Origin of the sequence: Mycolicibacterium peregrinum (assembly GCF_001665625.1) — a bacterium.
GTDB lineage: Bacteria > Actinomycetota > Actinomycetes > Mycobacteriales > Mycobacteriaceae > Mycobacterium > Mycobacterium peregrinum_B.
In genome coordinates, this window is the sequence record NZ_LZSY01000153.1 from 1 (window position 1) to 21,996 (window position 21,996).

At 64.8% G+C, this 21,996-nt stretch carries 20 protein-coding genes and 1 pseudogene; 6 read left to right on the top strand and 15 right to left on the bottom strand.

Going from position 1 to position 21,996, the window contains the following annotated elements:
• Nucleotides 1-53: 53 nt before the first annotated feature.
• Nucleotides 54-419 (bottom strand): annotated as a pseudogene (locus A5779_RS23940) (thiolase family protein); the annotation flags it as partial.
• An 80-nt stretch (nt 420-499) separates the two neighbouring features.
• Here A5779_RS23940 and A5779_RS23945 point away from each other — a divergent pair.
• Nucleotides 500-1,264, top strand: a complete 765-nt coding sequence (locus A5779_RS23945; RefSeq protein ID WP_064886238.1) for an SDR family NAD(P)-dependent oxidoreductase — start codon at nt 500-502, stop codon at nt 1,262-1,264.
• 82 nt (nt 1,265-1,346) lie between these two features.
• The gene (locus A5779_RS23950; protein ID WP_064886239.1) at nt 1,347-2,132 is read left to right on the top strand and encodes an SDR family NAD(P)-dependent oxidoreductase; all 786 of its coding nucleotides are present in this window, start codon (nt 1,347-1,349) and stop codon (nt 2,130-2,132) included.
• A 95-nt stretch (nt 2,133-2,227) separates the two neighbouring features.
• On the opposite strand, the gene A5779_RS23955 is transcribed toward A5779_RS23950, so the two are convergent.
• The 5 genes from A5779_RS23955 to A5779_RS23975 form a co-directional block, all read right to left on the bottom strand.
• Nucleotides 2,228-3,958, bottom strand: a complete 1,731-nt coding sequence (locus tag A5779_RS23955) for a hypothetical protein (protein ID WP_131811684.1) — start codon at nt 3,956-3,958, stop codon at nt 2,228-2,230.
• A gap of 587 nt (nt 3,959-4,545) precedes the next feature.
• Nucleotides 4,546-5,310, bottom strand: a complete 765-nt coding sequence (locus A5779_RS23960; RefSeq protein ID WP_064886241.1) for an enoyl-CoA hydratase/isomerase family protein — start codon at nt 5,308-5,310, stop codon at nt 4,546-4,548.
• Between the two features lie 4 nt (nt 5,311-5,314).
• Nucleotides 5,315-6,403 carry an acyl-CoA dehydrogenase family protein gene (locus A5779_RS23965; protein ID WP_055116042.1) on the bottom strand — a complete coding sequence of 363 codons (1,089 nt, stop codon included), beginning with the start codon at nt 6,401-6,403 and terminating at the stop codon, nt 5,315-5,317.
• The gene (locus A5779_RS23970) at nt 6,390-7,235 is read right to left on the bottom strand and encodes an acyl-CoA dehydrogenase family protein (protein ID WP_064886242.1); all 846 of its coding nucleotides are present in this window, start codon (nt 7,233-7,235) and stop codon (nt 6,390-6,392) included. Before A5779_RS23970 ends, A5779_RS23965 begins: the two co-directional genes overlap by 14 nt.
• On the bottom strand, nt 7,213-8,610 hold the full coding sequence (locus A5779_RS23975) for a class I adenylate-forming enzyme family protein (protein WP_413784934.1): 1,398 nt from the start codon (nt 8,608-8,610) through the stop codon (nt 7,213-7,215). Before A5779_RS23975 ends, A5779_RS23970 begins: the two co-directional genes overlap by 23 nt.
• Before the next feature lie 118 nt (nt 8,611-8,728).
• Here A5779_RS23975 and A5779_RS23980 point away from each other — a divergent pair, with 118 nt between their 5' ends.
• Nucleotides 8,729-9,040 carry a 2Fe-2S iron-sulfur cluster-binding protein gene (locus A5779_RS23980; RefSeq protein ID WP_064886254.1) on the top strand — a complete coding sequence of 104 codons (312 nt, stop codon included), beginning with the start codon at nt 8,729-8,731 and terminating at the stop codon, nt 9,038-9,040.
• Between the two features lie 54 nt (nt 9,041-9,094).
• Here A5779_RS23980 and A5779_RS23985 read toward each other — a convergent pair whose 3' ends face one another.
• The 4 genes from A5779_RS23985 to A5779_RS24000 all read right to left on the bottom strand — a co-directional run bounded on the left by A5779_RS23985 (nt 9,095) and on the right by A5779_RS24000 (nt 13,252).
• Entirely contained in the window at nt 9,095-10,156 is a 1,062-nt protein-coding gene (locus A5779_RS23985; protein WP_064886244.1) for a CaiB/BaiF CoA transferase family protein, read from the bottom strand.
• A gap of 73 nt (nt 10,157-10,229) precedes the next feature.
• On the bottom strand, nt 10,230-11,186 hold the full coding sequence (locus A5779_RS23990) for an LLM class F420-dependent oxidoreductase (protein WP_064886245.1): 957 nt from the start codon (nt 11,184-11,186) through the stop codon (nt 10,230-10,232).
• The gene (locus A5779_RS23995) at nt 11,183-11,584 is read right to left on the bottom strand and encodes a cobalamin B12-binding domain-containing protein (RefSeq protein ID WP_064886246.1); all 402 of its coding nucleotides are present in this window, start codon (nt 11,582-11,584) and stop codon (nt 11,183-11,185) included. The genes A5779_RS23990 and A5779_RS23995 overlap by 4 nt, the downstream gene beginning before the upstream one ends.
• Before the next feature lie 66 nt (nt 11,585-11,650).
• Nucleotides 11,651-13,252, bottom strand: coding sequence for a methylmalonyl-CoA mutase family protein (locus A5779_RS24000; protein ID WP_064886247.1), 1,602 nt, complete (start codon nt 13,250-13,252; stop codon nt 11,651-11,653).
• A 255-nt stretch (nt 13,253-13,507) separates the two neighbouring features.
• Between A5779_RS24000 and A5779_RS24005 the strand changes: the two genes are divergently transcribed.
• Genes A5779_RS24005 through A5779_RS24015 form a run of 3 tightly spaced genes read left to right on the top strand, consistent with a single transcriptional unit; the run spans nt 13,508 to nt 16,154 of the window.
• The gene (locus tag A5779_RS24005) at nt 13,508-14,356 is read left to right on the top strand and encodes an SDR family oxidoreductase (RefSeq protein WP_064886248.1); all 849 of its coding nucleotides are present in this window, start codon (nt 13,508-13,510) and stop codon (nt 14,354-14,356) included.
• The gene (locus tag A5779_RS24010; RefSeq protein ID WP_064886249.1) at nt 14,353-15,855 is read left to right on the top strand and encodes a class I adenylate-forming enzyme family protein; all 1,503 of its coding nucleotides are present in this window, start codon (nt 14,353-14,355) and stop codon (nt 15,853-15,855) included. Before A5779_RS24005 ends, A5779_RS24010 begins: the two co-directional genes overlap by 4 nt.
• Entirely contained in the window at nt 15,852-16,154 is a 303-nt protein-coding gene (locus A5779_RS24015) for a hypothetical protein (protein WP_064886250.1), read from the top strand. Before A5779_RS24010 ends, A5779_RS24015 begins: the two co-directional genes overlap by 4 nt.
• A gap of 90 nt (nt 16,155-16,244) precedes the next feature.
• Here the strand turns inward: A5779_RS24015 and A5779_RS24020 are convergent, their stop codons facing one another.
• The 5 genes from A5779_RS24020 to A5779_RS24040 form a co-directional block, all read right to left on the bottom strand.
• On the bottom strand, nt 16,245-16,982 hold the full coding sequence (locus A5779_RS24020) for an SDR family NAD(P)-dependent oxidoreductase (RefSeq protein ID WP_064886251.1): 738 nt from the start codon (nt 16,980-16,982) through the stop codon (nt 16,245-16,247).
• A gap of 73 nt (nt 16,983-17,055) precedes the next feature.
• The gene (locus tag A5779_RS24025; protein WP_064886255.1) at nt 17,056-18,123 is read right to left on the bottom strand and encodes a phosphotransferase; all 1,068 of its coding nucleotides are present in this window, start codon (nt 18,121-18,123) and stop codon (nt 17,056-17,058) included.
• A 73-nt stretch (nt 18,124-18,196) separates the two neighbouring features.
• Complete coding sequence (locus A5779_RS24030; protein WP_064886252.1) at nt 18,197-19,399, bottom strand: cytochrome P450; 1,203 nt, start codon at nt 19,397-19,399, stop codon at nt 18,197-18,199.
• A gap of 114 nt (nt 19,400-19,513) precedes the next feature.
• Nucleotides 19,514-20,485, bottom strand: coding sequence for a LacI family DNA-binding transcriptional regulator (locus tag A5779_RS24035; protein ID WP_064886253.1), 972 nt, complete (start codon nt 20,483-20,485; stop codon nt 19,514-19,516).
• A gap of 62 nt (nt 20,486-20,547) precedes the next feature.
• Complete coding sequence (locus tag A5779_RS24040; protein ID WP_413784935.1) at nt 20,548-21,894, bottom strand: MFS transporter; 1,347 nt, start codon at nt 21,892-21,894, stop codon at nt 20,548-20,550.
• Nucleotides 21,895-21,996: the final 102 nt, after the last annotated feature.

Genomic DNA, 21,996 nt, shown 5'->3' on the forward strand with positions numbered 1-21,996 from the left:
GACCACGGTTCCCGGTGCGTCCGTCAATCGGCACTGCTGGCCGCGCGGACGAACCTGGGCGAGGTGGAGGCCGAGTTGACGCCACCGGCCAGAACCAACCGGTCCATGCCGGTGCGAATACTCGCAGCCGCGTTCTGCACCGCGGCCTGACCGGCGGCGCAGTGCCGATTGACGGACGCACCGGGAACCGTGGTCAGGCCGGCGGTGATGGCCGCATGGCGGGCTACGACGCCGCCGCCGTAGAGGCCCTCGCCGAGGATCACGTCGTCGACCGGAATGGTGCCGTAGCCGGCAAGGTCCTCGGCGGCTGCCCGTACTACGTGGTCGGCCAGCGCGTAGGCATCGGTATCACGCAACGTGCCCTTCTTGGCCGTGCCGATGGGAGTCCGCAGCGCGGACACGATGACGGCTTCAGGCATTGATTCTGCTCCCTGGTTCACCCGGTAAGAGAATGTTATTCTCGCAGTCAGAGAGTCACAGTTGCAAGAAGGGGAACCCTATGCAAATCGCCGGTAGTTCCGCGATCGTCGTCGGCGGTGCGGGTGGCCTGGGTGAAGCGACCGTCCGCCGTCTGCAGGCCGCAGGAGCCAAGGTGGTCGTCGCGGACCTGGCCGACGACAAGGGCGCCGCCCTGGAGAAAGAGCTGGGTGTGCGCTATGTGCCCACCGACGCCACCTCCGAGGAGTCGGTGCTCGCTGCCATCGCCGAGGCCGAAGCCCTTGCCCCGCTCCGCATCTCGGTCGACACCCACGGCGGGCCTGCCGCCGGCGGCCGCTTGGTCGGCAAGGACGGGTCCCCTCTCGATCTCGACGGATTCAAGAAGACCATCGAGTTCTACCTGACCGCGGTGTTCAACGTGATGCGGCTGTCCGCTGCGGCGATCGCCAAGACCGAACCGTTGGAGGATGGCGGCCGCGGCGTCATCGTCAACACCGCCTCGATCGCCGGTTACGAAGGCCAGATCGGCCAGCTGCCCTACTCGGCCGCCAAGGGCGGTGTCCTCGGCATGACGCTGGTCGCCGCGCGCGACCTCTCGCCGTTGGGCATCCGGGTCTGCACCATCGCCCCCGGCACGATCAACACACCCGCCTACGGCAAGGCCGCCGATCAGCTCGAGCAGTACTGGGGTCCGCAGGTGCCGTTCCCCAAGCGAATGGGCCGCGCGACCGAGTATGCCCAGCTGGCCCAGAGCATCGTCGAAAACGACTATCTCAACGGCGAAATCATCCGCCTCGACGGGGCACTGCGCTTCCCGCCGAAGTAATGGCCTCCCCCTTGCACCGCGAGCGTGCGTGTCTGTTGCTGGAAACGCCGGTGCGGCCCAGCATTTCGTGCACACTCAGTCCATGACGAACGTGCACCAAGCGTCGGTCGACAGTGAGGGGAGGGCAGGCGGGCTCAACGGCAAGGTCGCCTTCGTCGCCGGCGCCAGCCGCGGCATCGGCGCGACGATCGCTGCCGCCATGGCCGCCGAAGGCGCTGCGGTGGCGGTCGCGGCCCGCTCTGAGGAGCAGGGCAAGCTGCCGGGCACCATCGGTTCGGTGGCCGCGGCCATCAACGAGTCCGGGGGCCGTGCCCTCCCGGTCGCCTGCGATGTCACCGATGAAGAATCCGTGAACAAGGCTGTCGTCAAGACGGTTTCAGAACTCGGTGGCATCGACATCCTGGTCGCCAACGCCGGTGTGCTGTGGCTCGGCCCGGTCGAGACCACACCGCTCAAACGCTGGCAGCTGTGCCTGGACGTCAACCTCACCGGGGTGTTCCTGGTGACCAAGGCTGTCATCCCGCACGTTCGCGAACGCGGCGGCGGGTCGCTCATCGCGGTCACCACCACCGGGGTCGACATGGTCGAACACGGCTCCAATGCCTACTGGGTATCCAAGGCTGCGGCTGAACGGCTCTACCTCGGCCTGGCCGCGGATCTGCGCGGCGACAACATCGCGGTCAACTGTCTGAGCCCGTCACGCGTGGTGCTCACCGAGGGGTGGCAGGCCGGCGGCAGCGGGCTGCAGATCCCACCGGAGATGGTCGAGCCGCCCGAAGCCATGGGACTCGCCGCCGTACGACTGGCCGGTCAAGACGCCGGCGGCGTCACCGGCACCGTTCAGCGCTCCGAGGCTCTCACCTTCTAGTTGCACCAATCGGGGGCGACAGGTGGGCGACTGCAAGAGATGGTCAGTCGCGTTGACATAATAGCCAAGCTAACCTCAGAAAATTCATTTTCGACTCAAACGATACTCCAGTACTGATCGCGCCATTTCTTGAGCACCGTAAACCCCGACAACTTCGCCCGATTTTCTATCTCGTTGAGGTAATCAATCCTGAGGTCAGCTCCAAAGCGCGCGGCGAGGTCGTGCCGAACATCTTCGCGAACTTGCGGCTTTCGAGTGGCATCGTCCGAACAACTACCCAAAACGCCTAAAAAGGCAAGAGTTCTAACCGCCACAGGATCCCGGCCGACCAAATCCCACAATCCGGACTTTTGCAACTTTCGATCTGCCTCTTTGGATAACTGATGCCCGGGTCGGAGTACATGACGCGTCGAAAACGAGTTGAACGACTGCATCACCCGGGCCCGATGTTCCGCGACAACATCATTCAGAAATTTTCCGGAGTCGACCATTGCCGATGCAAGAACACTACGTCGCTCTCGAATCTTCTGCTGCTGAGATGCCGTCGCAAAAATCATATCCCGAACAGTGCGTTCAACCTGCGTTCCCCTCAAAGATTTGGGTAGGTCAGCCCAGATACATCTGCCGTCTGCAGTAAAACTAATCAGTTGAATACTCATAGTCGGCATTAGCATCAAGTGCATTTCAGCTTCAACCGATTCGCACTGTCCGAGATCTGTTTTCGCACCAATCTTCCACGTACCGATAGCGTCAGCACAATCTATGTTGAGGACGCCCAACTCATCAATCGAGAGTGTCCCCCCCACAGATCCAAGCCTAAAGAATGACCGAGGGTTCAACAGCGCTCCCGTTACGCCACCGCGCATGTGTGCCCATTCAAGCCAATCCTGGAAGTAGTCAAAGGCGGCGAGACAAGTATCTGCATTGGAGAAGAAACTTCCTATCGCACGACCTGATGGCGCGAGTATCTCATCGCCAGTCTTGAGCGGACCACTGGTTGCCTCTTCGTAGGCATGCAGCTCGTTATCAATGATACGTCGAAATTTCGAACTCTCGATAAGATTCAGGCGAGCAATTACATAATCCGCTACGACCTCGACCGCAGTTTCCGGATCGGGCGACTCCTTCAGCAACAATTCCGCGAAATGCCAATCATTCAACAGATAGTGATGCAAGTAGTCGATCGCGAAATCGCTGTCCTTGGCAACCGAACTGGCGGTCTGACACAAAGACACGAACCGCTTGCATGCCAGGTAGCCGGTTAAATAACCACCATCCTCAAGTCCAGTTGCGCTAACAAGCAAATCGGATTTCAAATCGACTGCACACTGAGCTGTACGCTGCTCAACCAAGAACCTGCTGACAGGGTCGACCATGTCATGCAGCGTCTTGCCATTCCAGACCATCGACTTCCTCGGTATGAAGTATCCGAAGATATTTTGCGATCGAAGTGACAGAACCTCGGATCGCCCCGGGAAAGCGTCATACTGAGCGTAAAGCGCCTTGCCTTCAAGCCATGGGCGCATAAAGTGCTGAAAGGCAAGGATCTTCGCTAAATCGCATAACCTATCGCTGGGCGGCCGGCCGTTGGTCTCATCTGAAGCCCTTAGCCATAGGATCGCAAGCGTATGCCCAACGATTGAACCCAAATCGCGATGATGCTCCAGTTCATGGATTAAAGGGTGAAACAACGTGTCCGGCAGAACTCCGGTATCCAGAATAGTTGGAAATTCCCCGCCGAAGTCGAAAACATCGACGTGTGCATAGCTGGAAATGGGATCAACAAAACTTCGACCGGATAAGGCACAGAGGAGATGTTCACTCATAACCTTATGCTGCCACTCTAGCCTTCCAGAGCAGCTATAATTTTTTTCTCCAGCGAGTCCTCGTTATCCACCTGACTCACCGCGGTTGAGTCAATAGATATTACTTCGACGGTTCCATCTGAGAGCGCACGACTGATCCGTATAGTCGTTCTGTCACGTGCTATAACCCGGGCAATTGCTTTAGCGATCGGATAGCCAACGACAACAATTACAAGCGCTGTTTCACCGATTACTTGGAGTGAGCTTGCGTCCGTGCGGGTATCTAGCTGGATAGAGCCTTCGTCGACCGAATCGAATATTTCTCGGCATTGCAACCTTGAGAGCCCCTCTACGAGAAGTCCACATTGCCCTGTTGCCACGTTGGAGCTCCTCCTTGTTGGTCGGAAACGTACGCCAAGGTTAAACGCGTCGACTGAGCAAGCGTACAGTCGCATCCGCTGCTGTGGAGCTGATGCGGGAAGCGAGTTAGACAAGGCGTTCCGCAAAGAATGCCAGTCGCCAGCGGCCCGTCCCGACGAGAGGGCGTGGAATGCTGCCTCGGCACGGAGTGTCGGGCAGCAGACACGCAGGCTCGCGATGCCAGCGAGTCAGTTCTTCGCGATCAGACCGTCCACGATCCGGTTGAAATCCGCAGTGCCGAACGACACATACTCGGCGAGGTTGGCGTAATCCAGCGACGCCATCACCTGCTGCTCCAACTGGATGTTCATCAACCGCTTGGTCGCCTCGACCGCCTGCTTGGGCAGATCGATGAGCTTCTTCGCGCAGGCGATCGCCTCGGCCAGCGGGTCCTCGACCACATGATTGGCCAGGCCGAGTTCGACTGCCCGCTGAGCCTTGATCCGCACACCGGTCAGCGCAAACTCCTTGGCCTGCAACAGACTGATCTGTGAGCCCCACACCAGCGGGCCACCGTCGGCGGCCACCAGCCCGATCTGCACATGGGGATCGGCGAAGTGCGCGTTCTCGGCCATGTACACCACATCGGACAGCGCGGCCAGGCTGCAGCCCAACCCGACCGCCGGCCCGTTGACCGCGGCCACCACCGGGATGCGGCACCGCACCATCCCGATGACGAGATCACGTCCGTGCTTGATCGTCTTCTGACGCAACGCCTCGTCGCGGCGCAGCTCGTCGAGATAGTTGAAGTCACCCCCGGCCGAAAACGCGCGTCCCGCACCGGTGATCACCGCCGCCCGCGCGTCGGCGTCCTCGTTCAGCTCTTCCCAGATCTTCGCGAGCCCGACGTGCAAGTTGTCGTTGACGGCGTTGAGCGCGTCGGGGCGGTTCAGCGTGATGATGCGCAGGGCACCGTCGGCCTGCACATCGATTTCGTCTGGCATTCCGTACATGTATCTAGACTCCCAGCCCGAGGATTCGTGAGGCGATGATGTTCTTCTGGATCTGCGACGTGCCACCCATGACGCTCTGAGCCCGGCTGTACAGATAGGCGCTGAGCAACTCGGGGTCAGACGTGCCGGCCACCGCGAGCGCGGCGTGCCCGACGGACTGCTCAACCCAGGTCATCAGCAGCTTGTCCAGCGAGCCGTCGGGGCCGTGCTTGAGCCCGTCGAGCTGTTCGGACAGCCGCCGGCGCACGTGCAGACGGAGCATCTCGGCCTGCACCCCGGCCCACGCGAGATCTTCTGGCGTCTTACCCGACACCCGAGAAGCCATCTCCCGCACCAGTTTCCCGTAGCGAGCGGAGTAGCCGAGAGTAGACGGTTCCCGCTCGTGGCTGACCACCGTCATGGCAAGGCGCCAACCGTCGCCCGGCTCACCGACCATATTCGAGGCCGGCACCACCGCACCGTCGAACGCCACCTGGCCGAACTCGGTCGTGACACCGTTGATCATCTGCAGCGGCCGCTGCTCGATGCTGTCCTGGTGCATCGACACGATGAAGGCCGAGATGCCTTTGTGCTTGGCCACATCCTTGTCGGTACGAGCCAACACCAGGCACCAGTCCGCCACATCGGAATAGCTGGTCCAGATCTTGTGTCCGTTGATGATGTAGTTGTCGCCGTCGCGCGTCGCCGTGGTGGTCAGCGAGGCGAGATCCGAACCGGCGCCCGGCTCCGAAAAGCCCTGGCACCAACGCTCGGTGCCGTTGATCATGCCCGGCAGGAACCGCTGCTGCAGTTCCTTGCTGCCGTGGTGGCCCAACCCGACCACCAGGTAGCCGAGGCTGGGGCGCGGCGGGGCGCCGGCCCGGGCAAGCTCCTCGTCGACGATGACGTCGTAGACCGGCGGCAGGTCCTGGCCACCGAACTCCTTGGGCCACGACGTGCCGAAAAACCCTGCGGCATAGAGGGCCTGATGCCACTCACCCATCCTGGCCCAGTAATCGTCGCCGGACGCCTTGAAGGACGCGGCGTTGTCCGCCAGCCAGGTCCGCAGCCGGTCCCGGAAGGCAGCTTCCTCAGTTGAATCACGAAAGTCCAAGATCAGTTACCTCCAGGTCCTCTAGCTTGACGGGCCACAACTCGGTGGCCACCAGAACGCGGCGCAGGTATACGTGCGCCAAGCATTCCCAGGTGTTTCCGATACCACCGTGCACCTGAATCGCGGTCTCACACACGGTCCGCGCGGCACGAGCGCAGTAGATCTTGGCGATCTTCCCGGCCCGGACGGCTTCCTCCCCCGGCAACTCGTCGACGGCCCATGCTGCGTGGCGCAGGACGCTGATCGAACCCTCGATCAGCGCCAGCCCCTCGGCCAACAGGTGCGCGACGGCCTGGTACGAGCCGATCGTCGAGCCGTACTGCTCACGGACTTTCGCGTAATCGACGGCCAGTGCATGCGCGCCGCGCGCAGCACCGACCAGGTCTGCGCTCGTGGCAGCGAGCGCCAGCGCCTGCCAGCGCAGGGCGTCCTCGCTCGACAGCTCACCGAGCTCGGCAGGCGACTCGACCACACCAGCGGTGCTGCGAGTCAGATCCACACCGGCGGTGGCAGCTTCGTCCCCGCCGGACTCTCCCGAGCCGCCCGTCACCTCACGATCGAGCCGACGGGCCAGATCGTCGGCGAGCACCGGGCCCAGGAACGGCACGTCGACAAGACCGCGACCGAACTCTTCGGCGACGATCGCCACTTCCACACCGGAGGCGCCGTCGGACCGCAGGGTGCGCCACTCGGTGGCAGCGACCGTACTTTCCAACCGGGCAATCCGGCCCTCATCCGACAATTCCCCGACCGCATCAGGTCCGAGGTCGTCGGCCAGTTTCGCTGCGGCCTCTCGCAGCTGCTGCTGTTCAGACGTCAGACGAACGTCCATGCCGCTCCTTCAACACTCGTCGCAATACCTTTCCGGAAGGTAACCGCGGTATGTCGGTTACGAACTCCACGCGGCTGGGCCGCTTGTACGAGGCCAGCCGCTCACCGACGAGGTCGATGAGCTCCTCTGCTGACACCGCAGAATGTGTCGTCACGGCGGCCACGACGGCCTCGCCGTCGGCCGCGTCGGTGACACCGAACACCGCACAGTCGGTCACCGCAGGGTGGCCGTGCAGCACCGCCTCGACCTCGGCCGGCGCCACCTGGAAGCCGCGGACCTTGACCATCTCCTTGGAGCGGTCTGTGATGCGCAGATAGCCGTTGTCATCGAGGTAGCCGATGTCACCGGTGCGGTACCAGCCGTCGCTGAATGCGCCCGCCGAGGCGTCCTTCGGCAGGTAGCCGGCCATCACCGAATCCGACCGGACCTGGATCTCGCCGTCCTCGCTGATACGCACATCTACCCCGCGCACCGGCCGGCCCACGGTGTCGATGCGGGTGGCATCGAGTGGGTTGCAGGCGATCACGGGGAGTTCGGTGGTGCCGTAGGCGGTCAGCCACTGAATGCCGGCACGCTCGGTGACGGTGTCGGCGACGCTGCGGGTGACCGGGGTGGCACACCACATCACGTAGCGCAGCGAGGACAGGTCGTAGCGGCCCAGATCCGGATGTGCGGCCAGCGCCAAAGCGATTGGCGCCACGGCCATCTCGATCGTGATCCGGTCCGACTCGATGTGACGCAGCATGGTGTCGATGTCGAAGCGGCGGTGCAGACGCATCCAGGCGCCGGTGTCGAGCACCATGGCGATGTTGAGCAGACCGAGGATGTGCGACGGCGGCGTCATGATCTGCATGCGGTCGGCGTCGGTGAACCCCAGCGCGTCGCGCCAATGCTCGATGGCTGCGGCGAACCCGCGGTGGGTGTGCCGGACCGCCTTGGGCAGACCGGTGGTGCCCGAACTGAAGACGAAGAGGGCGTCGCCGTCCGGGTCGGGCAGGTCGAACTGCCTTCGCCCCGGGGTGATCGGCTCATCCAGGTGCAACATCGGCATCTGCGCGGCCAGCGCCTCGTGATCACCCACCGCATGACTCGGGGCGGTCAGGGCCAGGACATGCGCCACCTCGGTGGCTTTCCAGGCCGGACTGATCAGCACTGCCACCGCACCGAGCCCCCAGATCGCCCGTAGCGCCACCACGAACTCGGGCCGGTTGGACGACATGATCGCCACCCGGTCACCCGGGCGCACGCCACGGTGCTCCAGGGCGGTGGCCATGCCGCTGGTCAATGCATCGAGTTCAGCGAGGGTGTACTCACGGTCGTCGAATGCCAGAACGGCGGGGGTGCGCACGCGAGGAGCAGTTGTGACCTCAGTCAAGATTCACAACCCCTCTCCCAAAGCCTCCGAGTAGGCACCGACCATGCCGAGAAGATACTATCAGTTAACGAGAATGGTATTCTCTTCATATCAGAACGTACGTGCACAGGGGAGCTACATGACCGCAGGAGCGATGGCCGGCAGCGGAGCGGACGGCAAGGTCACGATCGTCTTCGACCGCGAGCAGTTGTCCGTGCCGCGCAGGGAGGGCGAGACCCTGCTCGAGAGCGCGCGCCGAGCCGGTATGACGCCGCCGTTCTCGTGCGAAGCCGGTAACTGCGGCACCTGTATGGCGAAGCTGCTCGAGGGGACCGCGACCATGCGCGTCAACGACGCGCTGGACGACGACGAGGTGGCCGATGGCTACGTGTTGACCTGCCAGGCCGTGCCGGATTGCGACGCGGTGACGGTCTCCTACGACGAGGACTGAGCTCGGGCGCGAGGTGCCGCCGGATTCCACCGCTGGACTGCTGCGAGCAAGCAGTCACGACCCAGGTGCAGAAACCGGCGAGCACTGTCCGTATTCGTCGAACGCGGGCGCAGGCCGATAGTCCGGTGAATACCCGGCGACATGCACCGGGCTACCCACCAACCGGAAATCCCCAGCGGTGACCAGCATTTCGGGCGTCGCATCCAATGCCTGCGGCAGCGTTCGCACCGCGGCCGCCGGGATCCCCAGCGGCTTCAGCCGTGACTCCCACCCCACAGCCGTATCGGTCGCCAGCGCGGCGGCTACCACGCCGAGCACCTCATCGCGCCTGCCGGCCCGCTCGGCCATGGTCTCGAAACCTTCGATCCCGGCCTCACCGGCGAACGACTTCCAGAACCCGTCGTGGGTGATGAACAACGCCAGATAGCCGTCGGCGGTCGGGAACAGCTGTGCGGGTACGTAGTAGGAATGGGCGCCGAACGGGTGGCGGCGTGGTTCGGCTCCGTCGTTCAGATATGCCGAGGCACGGTAGTTCAACTGCGAGAGCATGACGTCCCGCAGCGAGACATCCACCTGGCCGCCGTTGCCCGACACGATCATCGCCAGTAAGCCCAGCGCAGCGGTCAACCCGGTCGAGTTGTCCGCCGACGAGTAGCCCGGCAGCGTGGGTGGGCCGTCGGGATCGCCGGTCATCGCGGCTACGCCGGTGGCGGCCTGGATGACGTAGTCGAATGCCGGGTCGTCTCCCCCGTCCAGCCCGAATCCCGTCATCGCGACGCACACGATCTTTGGGTTGACGTTCCGCAGATTCTCGTAGGTGAGCCCCAGCCTGCGGATCACCGACGGCTTCATGTTCACCAGCAGCGCATGCGAATCAGCCACCAGTTCAGCCAATTTCGCTTGACCGGCCTCGGAGGCGAGGTCGAGGCAGATGCTGCGCTTACCCCGGTTGAGGCTGGCGAAGTAGCTGTCGCTGACCTGACGGGAGATCTCCCCGCCGGGTGGTTCGACCTTGATCACCTCGGCGCCCAGATCGGCCAGCATCATGGTGGCGTACGGTCCGGCCAACATGACGCCGACCTCGATGATGCGGATACCCGCGAGAGGCCCCGTCATTTCGCCGAGACTACGGGTTTTGACGTGATCGGGCCCAGAAGTCGCCACAAAGCGTTGTTTCGGCGAGGGCTTGTCACCGGACCGCCTTCGCAAGCTCGGCGATCACCTCACGCGTCCGGTACTTCGACGCGATCAGCTCGTCGCGGGTCTCCCCGATCGGCAGCAACCGCACCGACAGGTCCGTGACACCCGCGTCGGCGAACTGCTTGAACCGCTTGAGAATCGACTCCTCATCGCCCGCCGCACACAGATCCCCGACGTTGCGCGCCTCGCCCCGGTCCAACAGACGCTGGTAGTTCGGGGACGTCTCGGCCTCGGCCAGGATCCGGTTGGCCCGTTCCTTGGCGGCCTCGATCTCGGAGTTGGCGCACAGCGTGACCGGGATGCCCGCGACGATCCGTGGTGCGGGTTTGCCCGCTTCGGCGGCAGCCTTGTTGATCTTGGGAGCGATGTGCTCGCCGATCGCCTTCTCGTCGGCCATCCACAAGGACGTGCCGTCGGCGTGCTCACCGGCAAGTTGCAGCATCACCGGACCGAGTGCGGACACCAGCACCGGCATCGGCGTATCGGCGGCCAGCACAGTCGGGTTGTGCACGGTGAACGAATCGTTCTCCACATCAACGGGTCCGGGCCCGGCAATCGCGGTGTTCAGTACCTGAAGGTAATCCCGGGTGTAGGCGGCGGGCTTTTCATACGGCAGGCCCAGCATGTCGCGCACGATCCAGTGGTGCGACGGCCCGACGCCGAGAGCCAGCCGGCCACCCGACATGGCATGCACCGACAGTGCCTGACGAGCCAGCGCGATCGGGTGCTGCGCCTGCAGCGGCACCACCGCGGTGCCGAGTTCAATGCGCGACGTGTTGGCCGCCATCAGCGCCACCATGGTCAAGCAGTCGAAGTCGTTGGGTACCTGCGGCATCCACGCACTGTCGAGGCCGGCGGATTCTGCCCACTGGATATCGGAGACCAGCTTGGCGACCTTACGGGCCATATCGCCGCGCTCGGCCCCGATCATCACGCCCAGTCTCATGACTTCGAAACCTTTTCTGTCAGGGCACGGACATCGGTCACCAGTGTCTCGAGCGACGTTCCGGTCGGGAACACCGCAGCCGCACCGGCGTCGAGGAGTTTCTGGACGTCGGACTGCGGGATGGTGCCGCCGACGACGACGGCGATGTCGCCGGCATCGGCGGCTCGCAGTGCCTCGACCGTGCGCGTGGTCAGCGCGACGTGCGCACCGGACAGGATCGAAAGACCGACCAGCGCAACATCTTCCTGCAGCGCGATGGAGACGATGTCCTCGATGCGCTGACGGATGCCGGTGTAGATGACCTCGTATCCCGCGTCACGCAATGTACGCGCGACGATCTTGGCCCCGCGGTCGTGACCGTCGAGCCCGGGTTTTGCGACGAGTACTCGGGTTGCCATCTCAAAGCCCTCGCTTCTTCGTCGTGGGCTCTTCGCGCAGGCGCTCATCGCGGCGCAACCTGTCCATCAGAACACCACCGGCTGCTGGAACTCGCCCCACACGGACTTCAAGGTCGACACCATCTCTCCCACTGTGCAATACGCATTGGCGCAGTCGATCAACCTGTGCATCAGGTTGTCTGCCCCCGGTCCACTGCCTTCAGCACTCCTGGCCAACGCGGCCAGAGTCTCTTTGACCGCAACGTCGTCGCGCTCGGCCTTGACCTTCGCCAGCCGCTTGAGCTGCAGATCGCGCCCCTCGGCATCGAGCTCGTAGGTGTCGATGTCGGGCGCCGGCTCGTCGGTGACAAACCGATTGACCCCGACCACCGGCCGCTCGCCCGACTCGATCTCGTTGTGAATCTTGAACGCCTCGTCTGCGATCAGCCCCTGCAGGTAGCCGTCCTCGATGCACCGCACCATGCCGCCGTGCTTCTCCAGGTCGTCCATGATCTCGATGATCTTGGCCTCGGTGGCATCGGTCAGCGCCTCGACGAAGTACGAACCGCCCAGCGGGTCGGCGACTTTGGTGACACCGGTTTCGTAGGCCAGGATCTGCTGGGTACGCAGGGCCAGCGTCGCAGACTCCTCACTGGGCAGGGCGAACGGTTCGTCCCACGCTGCGGTGAACATCGACTGCACGCCGCCCAGTACCGCCGCCAACGACTCGTAGGCGACCCGGACCAGGTTGTTCTGCGCCTGCGGCGCATACAGCGAGGCCCCGCCCGCGACACAGCCGAACCGGAACATCGAGGCCTTGTCGGTGGTCGCGCCGTAGCGCTCCCGCACGACCGTGGCCCACCGCCGCCGGCCCGCACGGTATTTGGCGATCTCCTCGAAGAAGTCACCGTGGGTGTAGAAGAAGAACGAAATCTGCGGGGCGAACTTGTCGATCGTCATTCGGCCGCGTTCGACGACAGTGTCGCAATAGGTGACTCCGTCAGCCAGGGTGAACGACATCTCCTGAACGGCATTGGCCCCGGCGTCGCGGAAGTGCGCACCTGCCACCGAGATCGCGTTGAACCGCGGCACCTCTGCGGCGCAGAACTCGATGGTGTCGGCGATCAGCCGCAGCGAGGGCTCGGGCGGCCAGATCCAGGTGCCGCGCGACGCGTATTCCTTGAGGATGTCGTTCTGAATGGTGCCGGTGAGCTTCTCGCGCGGCACGCCCTTCTTCTCCGCCGCCGCCACATAGAAAGCCAGCAGGATGGCCGCCGTGCCGTTGATGGTGAAGCTGGTGCTGATCTGGTCCAGCGGGATGCCGTCGAACAGGATCTCGGCATCGGCCAGGGTGTCGACGGCAACGCCGACGCGGCCGACCTCTTCCCCGTACTCTTCGTCATCGGAGTCATAGCCGCACTGGGTCGGCAGATCCAACGCGACCGACAGGCCCGTCCCGCCCTGATCGAGCAGGTAGCGGTACCGCCGGTTGGATTCCTCGGCGGTACCGAAGCCCGAGTACTGCCGGAAGGTCCAGGTCTTCCCGCGGTAGCCGGAGGCGAAGTTGCCGCGGGTGAAGGGGTAGGTCCCGGGGGCAGGCGGTTCGACCGCGCGGTCGTCCGGTCCGTAGACGGGCGCCAGCGGGATGCCAGATGGGGTCTCTACAGGAGAGACATCTTGCTCGCTCATCAGTGGATAACGTACTTGCTAAAAATGAGAATGCCAATACCGCGTGGTGGAAATGTGGCACTTGTACTGGCCGTGAGTGCCCGGACCTGCACCCGGAGGACCTCTCACGGCACAGGCGAAGAGGTCTGGTCGATGCCGTTTCTGCAGGCGGTGCGCCCCACGATTACGACACTTGCTTAAAATGAGAATGCCAATACCATTTGGGTACGGTTGACACACGGCGCACAGCGGACGCTGCGCTCGACGAGGAGGACCATGTCCAGCCAGCAAGAGTCATTCACCGATCGCACGCTGGTCGTATCCGGCGGCAGCCGCGGTATCGGGCTGGCGATCGCGCTCGGCGCCGCCCGCCGTGGGGCCAACGTGGTGCTGCTGGCCAAGACCGCTGAACCCCACCCCAAGCTGCCCGGCACCGTGCACACCGCGGTTGCCGAGGTCGAGGCTGCCGGCGGCAAGGGCGTGGCCGTGGTCGGCGATGTGCGCAAGGAAGAGGACGTGGCCCGCGCCGTCGAGACCGCGGTCGAGCACTTCGGCGGCGTCGACATCGTGATCAACAACGCCAGCGCCATTTCCACCGACCCCACCGAGTCCCTGTCGGCCAAGAAGTTCGACCTGATGATGGACATCAACATCCGCGGCACCTTCCTGCTCACCAAGGCCGCCCTGCCACACCTGCGCAAGTCCACCAACGGCCAGGTGCTGACCCTGGCCCCGCCGATGAACATGAACCCCTACTGGTTGGGCGCACACCCCTCCTACACCCTGTCCAAGTACGGCATGACGCTGCTGTCGCTGGGCTGGGCAGCTGAATACGCGGACGCGGGCATCGGTTTCAGCTGCCTGTGGCCCGAGACCTACATCGCCACCGCCGCGGTGACCAACCTCGCCGACGGCGACAAGATGGCCTCACAGTCCCGCAGCCCCGAGATCATGGCGGATGCGGCCGTGGAGATCCTCTCCCGCCCGGCCGCCGAGGTGAACGGTCAGACGTTCGTCGACTCGGAGGTGCTCACCGCTTCCGGTGTCACCGACCTCTCCCGCTACGGCGGCGGGGATAATCCGATCATCGACATCTTCATCGACGCACCGGGACAGGGCCTATGAGCATCTCGCTACTGCTGGAGATGGCGGTCTCGGGTGGGCCCGACCGGACCGCAGTGGTGTCCGACGATCTCCGCCTGACCACCGAGGAACTCAGCACCCTGGCCGACGGCGGCGCCGGCGTCATCGCGGCCTCCGGAGCCGCACACGTGGCCTACGTCGGCACCGGTGGAGCGCTGCTGCCGCTGCTGCTGTTCGCCTCGGCCCGCGCCGCGGTGCCGTTCACCCCGCTGAACTACCGTCTGAGCCGCGACGGTCTGCACGAGTTGATCGAGCGCCTGCCCGAACCGCTGGTGGTCGCCGATGCCGAGTACGCCGACGTGGTCGCCGGTGCGGGCAAGCAGGTGATCACTTCCGAGGAGTTCCTGGCCGCCGCCCGCTCCGCCGAAGCCGCGGCCGAGTTCGCCGACCCTGACGCCGTCGCGGTCGTGCTGTTCACCTCGGGCACCACCTCGCGGCCCAAGGCCGTCGAGCTCACCCATAACAACCTCACCAGCTACATCACCGGAACCGTCGAATTCGCCTCGGCGGCAGACGAAGACGCGGCGCTGATCTGCGTCCCGCCGTATCACATCGCCGGAGTCAGCGCGGCCATGTCGAACCTGTACGCCGGCCGGAAGATGGTGTACCTGCGGCACTTCGACGCCGACAAGTGGGTCGAGCTGGTTCGCACCGAAGGCGTCACGTCGGCGACGGTGGTGCCGACCATGCTGGACCGCATCGTCACGGCCCTCGAAACCGCCGGGCTGGAACTGCCCACCCTGCGCAACCTCGCCTACGGCGGCTCCAAGGTCGCCCTGCCACTGGTCCGCAAGGCCCTTCAGCTGCTGCCCAACGTCGGGTTCGTCAACGCCTACGGATTGACCGAGACCAGTTCCACCATCGCGGTTCTGGGCCCCGACGACCACCGCGAAGCGCTGGCTGCCGAGGATGCGGCCGGCGCCCGGCGACTCGGCTCGGTCGGCCAGGTGGTCCCGGGTATCGAGGTGCAGATCCGCGCCGACGACGGCACCGTGCTCGGTGCGGGCGAGACGGGCGAGCTGTTCGTGCGTGGTGAGCAGGTGTCGGGTCGTTACACCGACATCGGCTCGGTGCTCGACGCCGAGGGCTGGTTCCCGACAAAGGATGTCGCCACGCTCGACGAGGGCGGCTACCTGTTCATCGGCGGACGATCCGATGACACCATCATCCGCGGCGGGGAGAACATTGCCCCCGCCGAGATCGAGGACGTGCTCGTCGAGCATCCCGAGGTCCGCGACGTCGCCGTCGTCGGTCCCGAAGATCCCCAGTGGGGTCAGATCATCGTGGCCGTCGTGGTACCCGCCGAGGGTGCCTCCCCCGACCCGGATGCACTACGCGAGCATGTTCGCAAGCAACTGCGCGGTTCGCGCACCCCCGACCGGGTGGTGTTCCGCGACGAGCTGCCCACCAACCCAACCGGCAAGGTTCTGCGCCGCCAACTCGTCGACGAACTCTCACCTGTTTCGAAGGAGTCAGCATGATCAAGAACGGCACCCGCCTGCAGAGCCAGGTGTGCGACACCCAGGTCATCGTGGTGCGCAGCGCCGACAGCCTCGACGACCTGCGTGCCGGCGGGGTCCCGATGATCGCACTTGACGCCGAAAAGGACTCAGGCGCAACCATCGACGGCGCGTTCTCGGACGGCAACCTGATGGGCAAGCGCTACGTCGACGAGGGCGGCGCCGAGGTCCTGGTCACCAAGGCGGGCGCGGGCACGCTGTCGGTCGGCACCACCGCTCTCAGCCTCAAAGAGGCCAAACCGCTTCCGGCCAGCGACTAACACCCACCAGAACGACTGAGTGGCCAGTTACGACACAAACTCTCCGAGTTCGCCTGTCATAACTGGCCATTCGTCGTGGGGGTCGCGCAATCACGCGTGACGGCTGGTCACTCCCCCGTCCACGACGAGTTGCGTACCGGTGATGAACGACGCCTTGGGTGACATCAGGAACGCCACGGCCGCCCCGATCTCGTCAGGCTGCCCGAGCCGACCCAGCGGCGCGGCCTGTTCGAAGCTCGCACGGATCTCCTCGACGTCCAACGCGATCTGCAGCATCGGCGTGTGGATGAAGCCCGGGCACACCGCATTGACCCGAATTCCCAACGGACCCAACTGTGCAGCCATCGATCGGGTCATGCCGAGCAGGCCGGCCTTGGAGGCGCAGTAGGCCGGGATGAAGGGGTTGGCGGCCAGGCCTTCGATGCTCGAGATACCGACCACGGCGGGCGATCCGCCGTCCTTCGCTGACTTCTCCAGATGCGGCAGGAGCAACTGCATCAACAGCGCCTGCGCCCGTAGATTCACGTCGAGCACCGCGTCCCAGGACTCCTCGGTGAAGGCGCCCACCGGTTCGGGGAGCACGCGGCCGGCGGCGTGCACCAGGCCGTCGACGCCGTCGAGCGCCTGTGCGGTCTCCTCGACGGCCGCAGTGAGCGCACCGGTGTCACACACGTCGATCACCGTCGACGGCATGCCCAACCCTTCGGCCACCTCGCGGACCTCGGGCGCTATGTCCCACAACGCGACCCGCCGACCGTCTGCGATCAGCGCCTCCGCGCTGGCCCGGCCGATCCCCGACGCTGCACCTGTCACCACCACACCTGTCATGCCGGACACCGTAGTGGCTCGGCGGGTGTCGAGATCGAGGATTCCCGTCAGGCGGTCGGTTTGACCGACGTCATCACCGACCGACGAGGTCGGCCAGCGCCTGTGCGGTCTGCAGATCCTCGTACGCCGCTGAATACCGTTGAGCCAGCGCCAGTGCGATGTCCGGGCGTTGCCACAGCTCGCCCGCGCTGGCGGTAGCCAGCCAGGTCATCAGGCCGTGGGCGACCGAGGCCCGGTATCGCAACCAGACCTCATCGGGCGACGGCAGTTCCTCGGCCGGAAGCTCCAGCGCATCCCGGTATTCCTCGAGCAGCTGGCGTTCGGCGACCCTTCGGTCTTCCGTCGTCAGCGCACCCTGCAGGAAGTAGCCGAGGTCGAGCGAGAAGTTGCCGTGGCGGGCCACCTGCCAGTCGAGGAATCCGACATCCCCGTTGGGCAGCAGGTACGTGTTTCCGATATGCGGATCACCGTGCAGCAGCGTCTGCGGGACGCCGGGTGCGGTGAGGGTCCGGATGAACGGCTTCCAGATCCCTTCCACCAGATGGTCGATGGTCAGCGCATGCACTGAAGCCGGCGCATCGTCACCGAGACGTTCCAGAGCTGCGGGCAGCGGGGCCCACTGCATGCCGTCCCACGGCTCGAACGGTTCCAGCCACTCCAGTCCGGGACGGCGCACCCGCGCACCCCAGAACGCGCCGTGCAACCGGGCCAGGCCGCGTACGCCGTGCGCAGCCTGCTCCACGGTCAGCGGTCTGGTGGCGTCGCGTGGGTCTGCCGAACGTGCCGTGAGGTCTTCCATGACCAGCATGAAGTCCTCGTCGCCCTCGTCGATCGGCGCCGCATACACCGTCGGATGCTCCAGCGGCAGCTCGACTTTGGAGTTGAACAACCTCGGCTCATGGAGCAGACCGCTGGTGTACTTGATCATCTCCTTGTGCCCGGGATCGACGGCCTTGGCGAACACCTTGGAAGGTCCAGTCGGCCCCGGCTTATACGTGACCGACAGGCGCGCACGGCGGTTGGTACCGTCGTCGCGCATGTCGACCGTCACGCGATCCACCACCGCATCGGGGTGGTGGTCGGCCAACGCGGCCGTCAACCACTCGGGCGTGACCTGGGTCCAGTCCTTGGGGACGGTCATCGAGGCCGTCACGCGGTTGCCTCGCAGGCTCGGCTCCCGCGTGTCCAGGTACGGTTCGCTCCGCAAGCGTCGCTCACGGGATCAACACCGGCATCGAATCCCAGCCGCGGACCGTCGAAGTCGGCGACAATATGGCGTTGTCGAGATCGACGTCCCACTCCGGGAAGCGCTTGAGCATCTCCTCCAACGCGATCCGGCCCTCCAACCGCGCCAGCGCCGAACCCAGGCAGTAGTGGGTGCCGACACTGAACGCCAGGTGCTGGTGCTGCTCGCGATGGATGTCGAAAACCTCACCGTCAGGCGGGAACTGGCGGCTGTCACGGACGGCCGCGCCGATCAGCATCATCATCACGCTGCCCTCGGGGACCGTCTGGCCGTGCAACTCCACGTCGCGGGTGACGTACCGCGCCACGTGCGGGGCCGGCGGCTCGAAGCGGAGCAGTTCCTCGATCGCCTGCGGGATGAGCGCGGGATTCTCGGCCAGCTGGCGCCGCTGATCGGGATGTTCGGCGAGAACCTTTGCCGCCCAACCGATCAATCGTGTCGTGGTTTCGTTACCCGCTCCTGCCACCACGTTGATGTAGATCAGCAGTTCCTCGCGGGTGAGCTTGCGGGTCACGCCGTGCTCGTCGGTGAACTCGACATTGAGCAGGTCGGTCATGATGTCGTCGGACGGGTTGTCCTTACGCCAGTCGATGTAGGTCTCGAAGATCGAACCGTCGACCAGACCTTCCTGCGCCGCCTTCATCGGCTTGCCGGCCTCCGTGCGCAGCTGGTCGTTGCCGTGGTCGCGGATCATCTCCTGGTCGTCCTCGGGGATCCCGAGCAACGCGCTGATCACCCGCATCGGCATGATCGCGCCGAAATCCTTGATGAAGTCGACCTTGCCGGCCCCCACCAGCGGGTCCAGCGACTGCGCGCAGAATTCCCGGATCTTGGGCTCCAGCGCATTGATCTTGCGCGGGGTGAACATCCGGGCCAACAGCTTGCGGTGCACGGTGTGGATCGGCGGATCCTCGAAAATCAGGGCGCCGGAGGGGATGTCGATGTTGGCCTTGATCAGTTCGATGATCGCGCCGCGCGCTGAGCTGAAGGTTTCGTGGTCGACGAGGCCTTTGTTGACGTCGGCGAAGCGGCTCAGCGCGTAGAAGTCGTACTGCTCGTTGTAGTACAGCGGCGATTCCTCGCGGAGCCGGGCGAACGTCGGATACGGGTTGGCGTTGATCTCGACGTCGTAGGGATCGAAATACACGTCATTGGTGGTGCTCACGCTCACGGCGGTCCGCCTCTCTGAGGGCTGCGGAGAGTTACTTACCCGCGTAAGTTACACGGCGGGGACGCCCCCGGACAAGGCCCGTACGGGTTACGGTATGCCGTTCATCTGCAACGCTCAGGTGCTGTCGCGCACGACGAGCCCAGCAGGGTCACTACCGTCGGCGTCGGCGACCGTGGGATACCCCAGCTCGGCCATCATGGCCGGGACCGCGGCATCGACGATGGTCTTGGCGTCGAATGCAACGGAGGTCAACGGTGGCGAGCTCACCGCACCCAGCGGTATCGCGTCGACCCCCATGACCGCGAGATCATCCGGGCAACGCAGGCCGGCCCGGCGTATCCCGTGCAGAACCACGAACGCCGTCTCATCGCTTTGCGCGCACACCGCCGTCACGCCGGCGGCCACCCATCTGGACACCACACCGGCCGCATCGGACCCGTCGGTGGCCACGGTGTCGACCTCGATCTCGGGCAGGCCGTGCGCACCGGCGGCCACCCGAAGACCCGACAGCCAGTAGTCACCGAGCGGCCGAAGCACCTCTGCACCGGCATAGGCGAAGCCGAGGCGGGTATGGCCGCGCGACATCAGATGCTCCACCCGCATCTCTCCGACGGTCAGATGCAACGACCCGAGCGCGCGCAGTTTCTCGCTGCCCAGGTAGATCTGCGGAATCCGCGCCGCCTCGACTGCCGCGGCAGCGGCACCCGTGAGCGGGAACACGCCGGCGACGGCCACCGGGTTGAGGTTCGCGACCGCGTCGACGATGTTCTGACCGTCATCCGTCTCCAGCTGCATCGACAGCACGATGCCGTGCCGGCCGAGCGCCGTGGTGAGACGACTGCCGACCTCCAGAGGCAGTTCGCCGAGATCGGTGCGCGGCACGATGTAGAGCACCACACCGCTGCCGCCGACAGCGAGGTTGCGGGCTGCAAGGTTGGGCCGGTAACCGAGGTCGGCCGCCGCTTTGCGCACCGCGGCCTGGGTCTGTTCCGAGATGCGTTGCCCTTGAACATTGTTGAGGACATAGCTGACGGTCGCCGTCGAGACGTTGGCCAGCCTGGCCACGTCGGCTTTGGTCGGGCGCACCCCGACCTTCGGCCTAGGCGGGCGTCCTTCTTTCGCACCCGTCGGACGTCCTCTTGTCGTGCTCACGATGTCATCGTGGCACGTTGCTGGTCCGACGGGTCGCTCACGCCACGCATTGGTTGCCCTGCACTCTCGCGCAACGTCAGGACGGTGGCCACCGAGACGACGCCCGCGGCAACCAGATACAGCGCGGGGGCCAGGTTGTTGCCGGTTGCTGCGGTGAGCCAGGTGACCACATACGGGGTGGTCCCGCCGAACAACGCGACCGCGATGTTGTAGCCGATCGAGAAACCGCTGTAGCGGACCCGGGTCGCGAACAGCTCCACGCCGGCCGTCACCGCCGTCGCGACATACACGGATTCGATGGCCGCCAGCATGCAGTGCCCGACGATCGCCGCTGCCACCGATCCCGAATTCATCAGCAGGAAAAGCGGGTACGCGCCCACCACGAAGCCGGTCGAGCCGGCGATCAGCAGCGGTTTGCGCCCGATCCGGTCCGACAGCGCCGCCAACGGCAGGATCAGGATCAGTGCCACCAGACTGGCCAGGGTGATCGAGACGAACGCCTGGGTCTTGCTGAAGTGCAGCGCCTTGATGAAGTACGTCGGCAGGAAGGTGAAGACGACGTAATAGCCGACGTTGAACACGATGAACAAGCCGATGACTTGCAGGATCGCGCGTCGCGCTGTGCCCACGGCTTCGCGCAACGGTGAGGTGGCCACCCGGTCGGCCTCGTCGAGTTCGGCGAACTCCGGAGTGTCGTCGAGTCGCAGCCGGATGTAGAGACCGACCAGGCCGAGTGGCGCAGCCACCAGGAACGGGATACGCCAGCCGTAGCTCTCCATCGCCTCGGTCGCCAGGAATGCCTGCAGCAGGGTGACGGTGACCGAGCCCAGCAGGAAACCCAGCACCCCTGACCATGCGATGAACGTGACGGTGAACCCGCGTCGCCGGGTGCTCGCGTACTCGGCGAGATAGACTGCGCCACCGCCGTACTCGCCGCCGGCGGAGAATCCCTGCAGGCACCGCAGGAGGAGTAGGAGCAGCGGCGCGGCCACACCGATGGCGTCGTAGGTGGGCAGCAGGCCGATGCCCAGCGTGGCTGCCGACATCAGCAGGATCACGACGGCGAGCACCCGCTGACGCCCCAACCGGTCACCCAGCGGACCGAACACGAAGCCGCCGAGCGGACGCATGAAGAATGCGGCGGCGAAGATGGCGAAAGTGTTGAGCAGCGAGGCGGTTTCGTTGCCGGCCGGAAAGAAGTTGCCGGCGATGTAGGTCGCCAGGAAACCGTAGATGGCGAAGTCGAACCACTCGACCGCGTTGCCGATGGACGCACCGGTGATCGCCTTGCGCACGGTGGCGTCGATGCGGGAGGTGCGGGTGTCGCTCGTTGGTGCCGTCAACAGAAAACTCGCCTCTCAGAATCGCGAGAGGCGAGTTTATCTGTCGAGTTATGCGCGTAAGCCCATTTCTGGGCCTTACGTATCAGACTCCGGCGAGCGCAT

Coding starts and splice junctions, on each gene's coding strand:
- A5779_RS23990 (WP_064886245.1), bottom strand. CDS start 11,186: ATGAGACTGGGCGTGATGATCGGGGCCGAGCGCGGCGATATGGCCCGT.
- A5779_RS24005 (WP_064886248.1), top strand. CDS start 13,508: ATGTCCAGCCAGCAAGAGTCATTCACCGATCGCACGCTGGTCGTATCC.
- A5779_RS23970 (WP_064886242.1), bottom strand. CDS start 7,235: ATGGACGTTCGTCTGACGTCTGAACAGCAGCAGCTGCGAGAGGCCGCA.
- A5779_RS23950 (WP_064886239.1), top strand. CDS start 1,347: ATGACGAACGTGCACCAAGCGTCGGTCGACAGTGAGGGGAGGGCAGGC.
- A5779_RS23985 (WP_064886244.1), bottom strand. CDS start 10,156: ATGACGGGGCCTCTCGCGGGTATCCGCATCATCGAGGTCGGCGTCATG.
- A5779_RS24020 (WP_064886251.1), bottom strand. CDS start 16,982: ATGACAGGTGTGGTGGTGACAGGTGCAGCGTCGGGGATCGGCCGGGCC.
- A5779_RS24025 (WP_064886255.1), bottom strand. CDS start 18,123: ATGACCGTCCCCAAGGACTGGACCCAGGTCACGCCCGAGTGGTTGACG.
- A5779_RS23960 (WP_064886241.1), bottom strand. CDS start 5,310: ATGTACGGAATGCCAGACGAAATCGATGTGCAGGCCGACGGTGCCCTG.
- A5779_RS23955 (WP_131811684.1), bottom strand. CDS start 3,958: ATGAGTGAACATCTCCTCTGTGCCTTATCCGGTCGAAGTTTTGTTGAT.
- A5779_RS23995 (WP_064886246.1), bottom strand. CDS start 11,584: ATGGCAACCCGAGTACTCGTCGCAAAACCCGGGCTCGACGGTCACGAC.
- A5779_RS24015 (WP_064886250.1), top strand. CDS start 15,852: ATGATCAAGAACGGCACCCGCCTGCAGAGCCAGGTGTGCGACACCCAG.
- A5779_RS24010 (WP_064886249.1), top strand. CDS start 14,353: ATGAGCATCTCGCTACTGCTGGAGATGGCGGTCTCGGGTGGGCCCGAC.
- A5779_RS23945 (WP_064886238.1), top strand. CDS start 500: ATGCAAATCGCCGGTAGTTCCGCGATCGTCGTCGGCGGTGCGGGTGGC.
- A5779_RS24000 (WP_064886247.1), bottom strand. CDS start 13,252: ATGAGCGAGCAAGATGTCTCTCCTGTAGAGACCCCATCTGGCATCCCG.
- A5779_RS23980 (WP_064886254.1), top strand. CDS start 8,729: ATGACCGCAGGAGCGATGGCCGGCAGCGGAGCGGACGGCAAGGTCACG.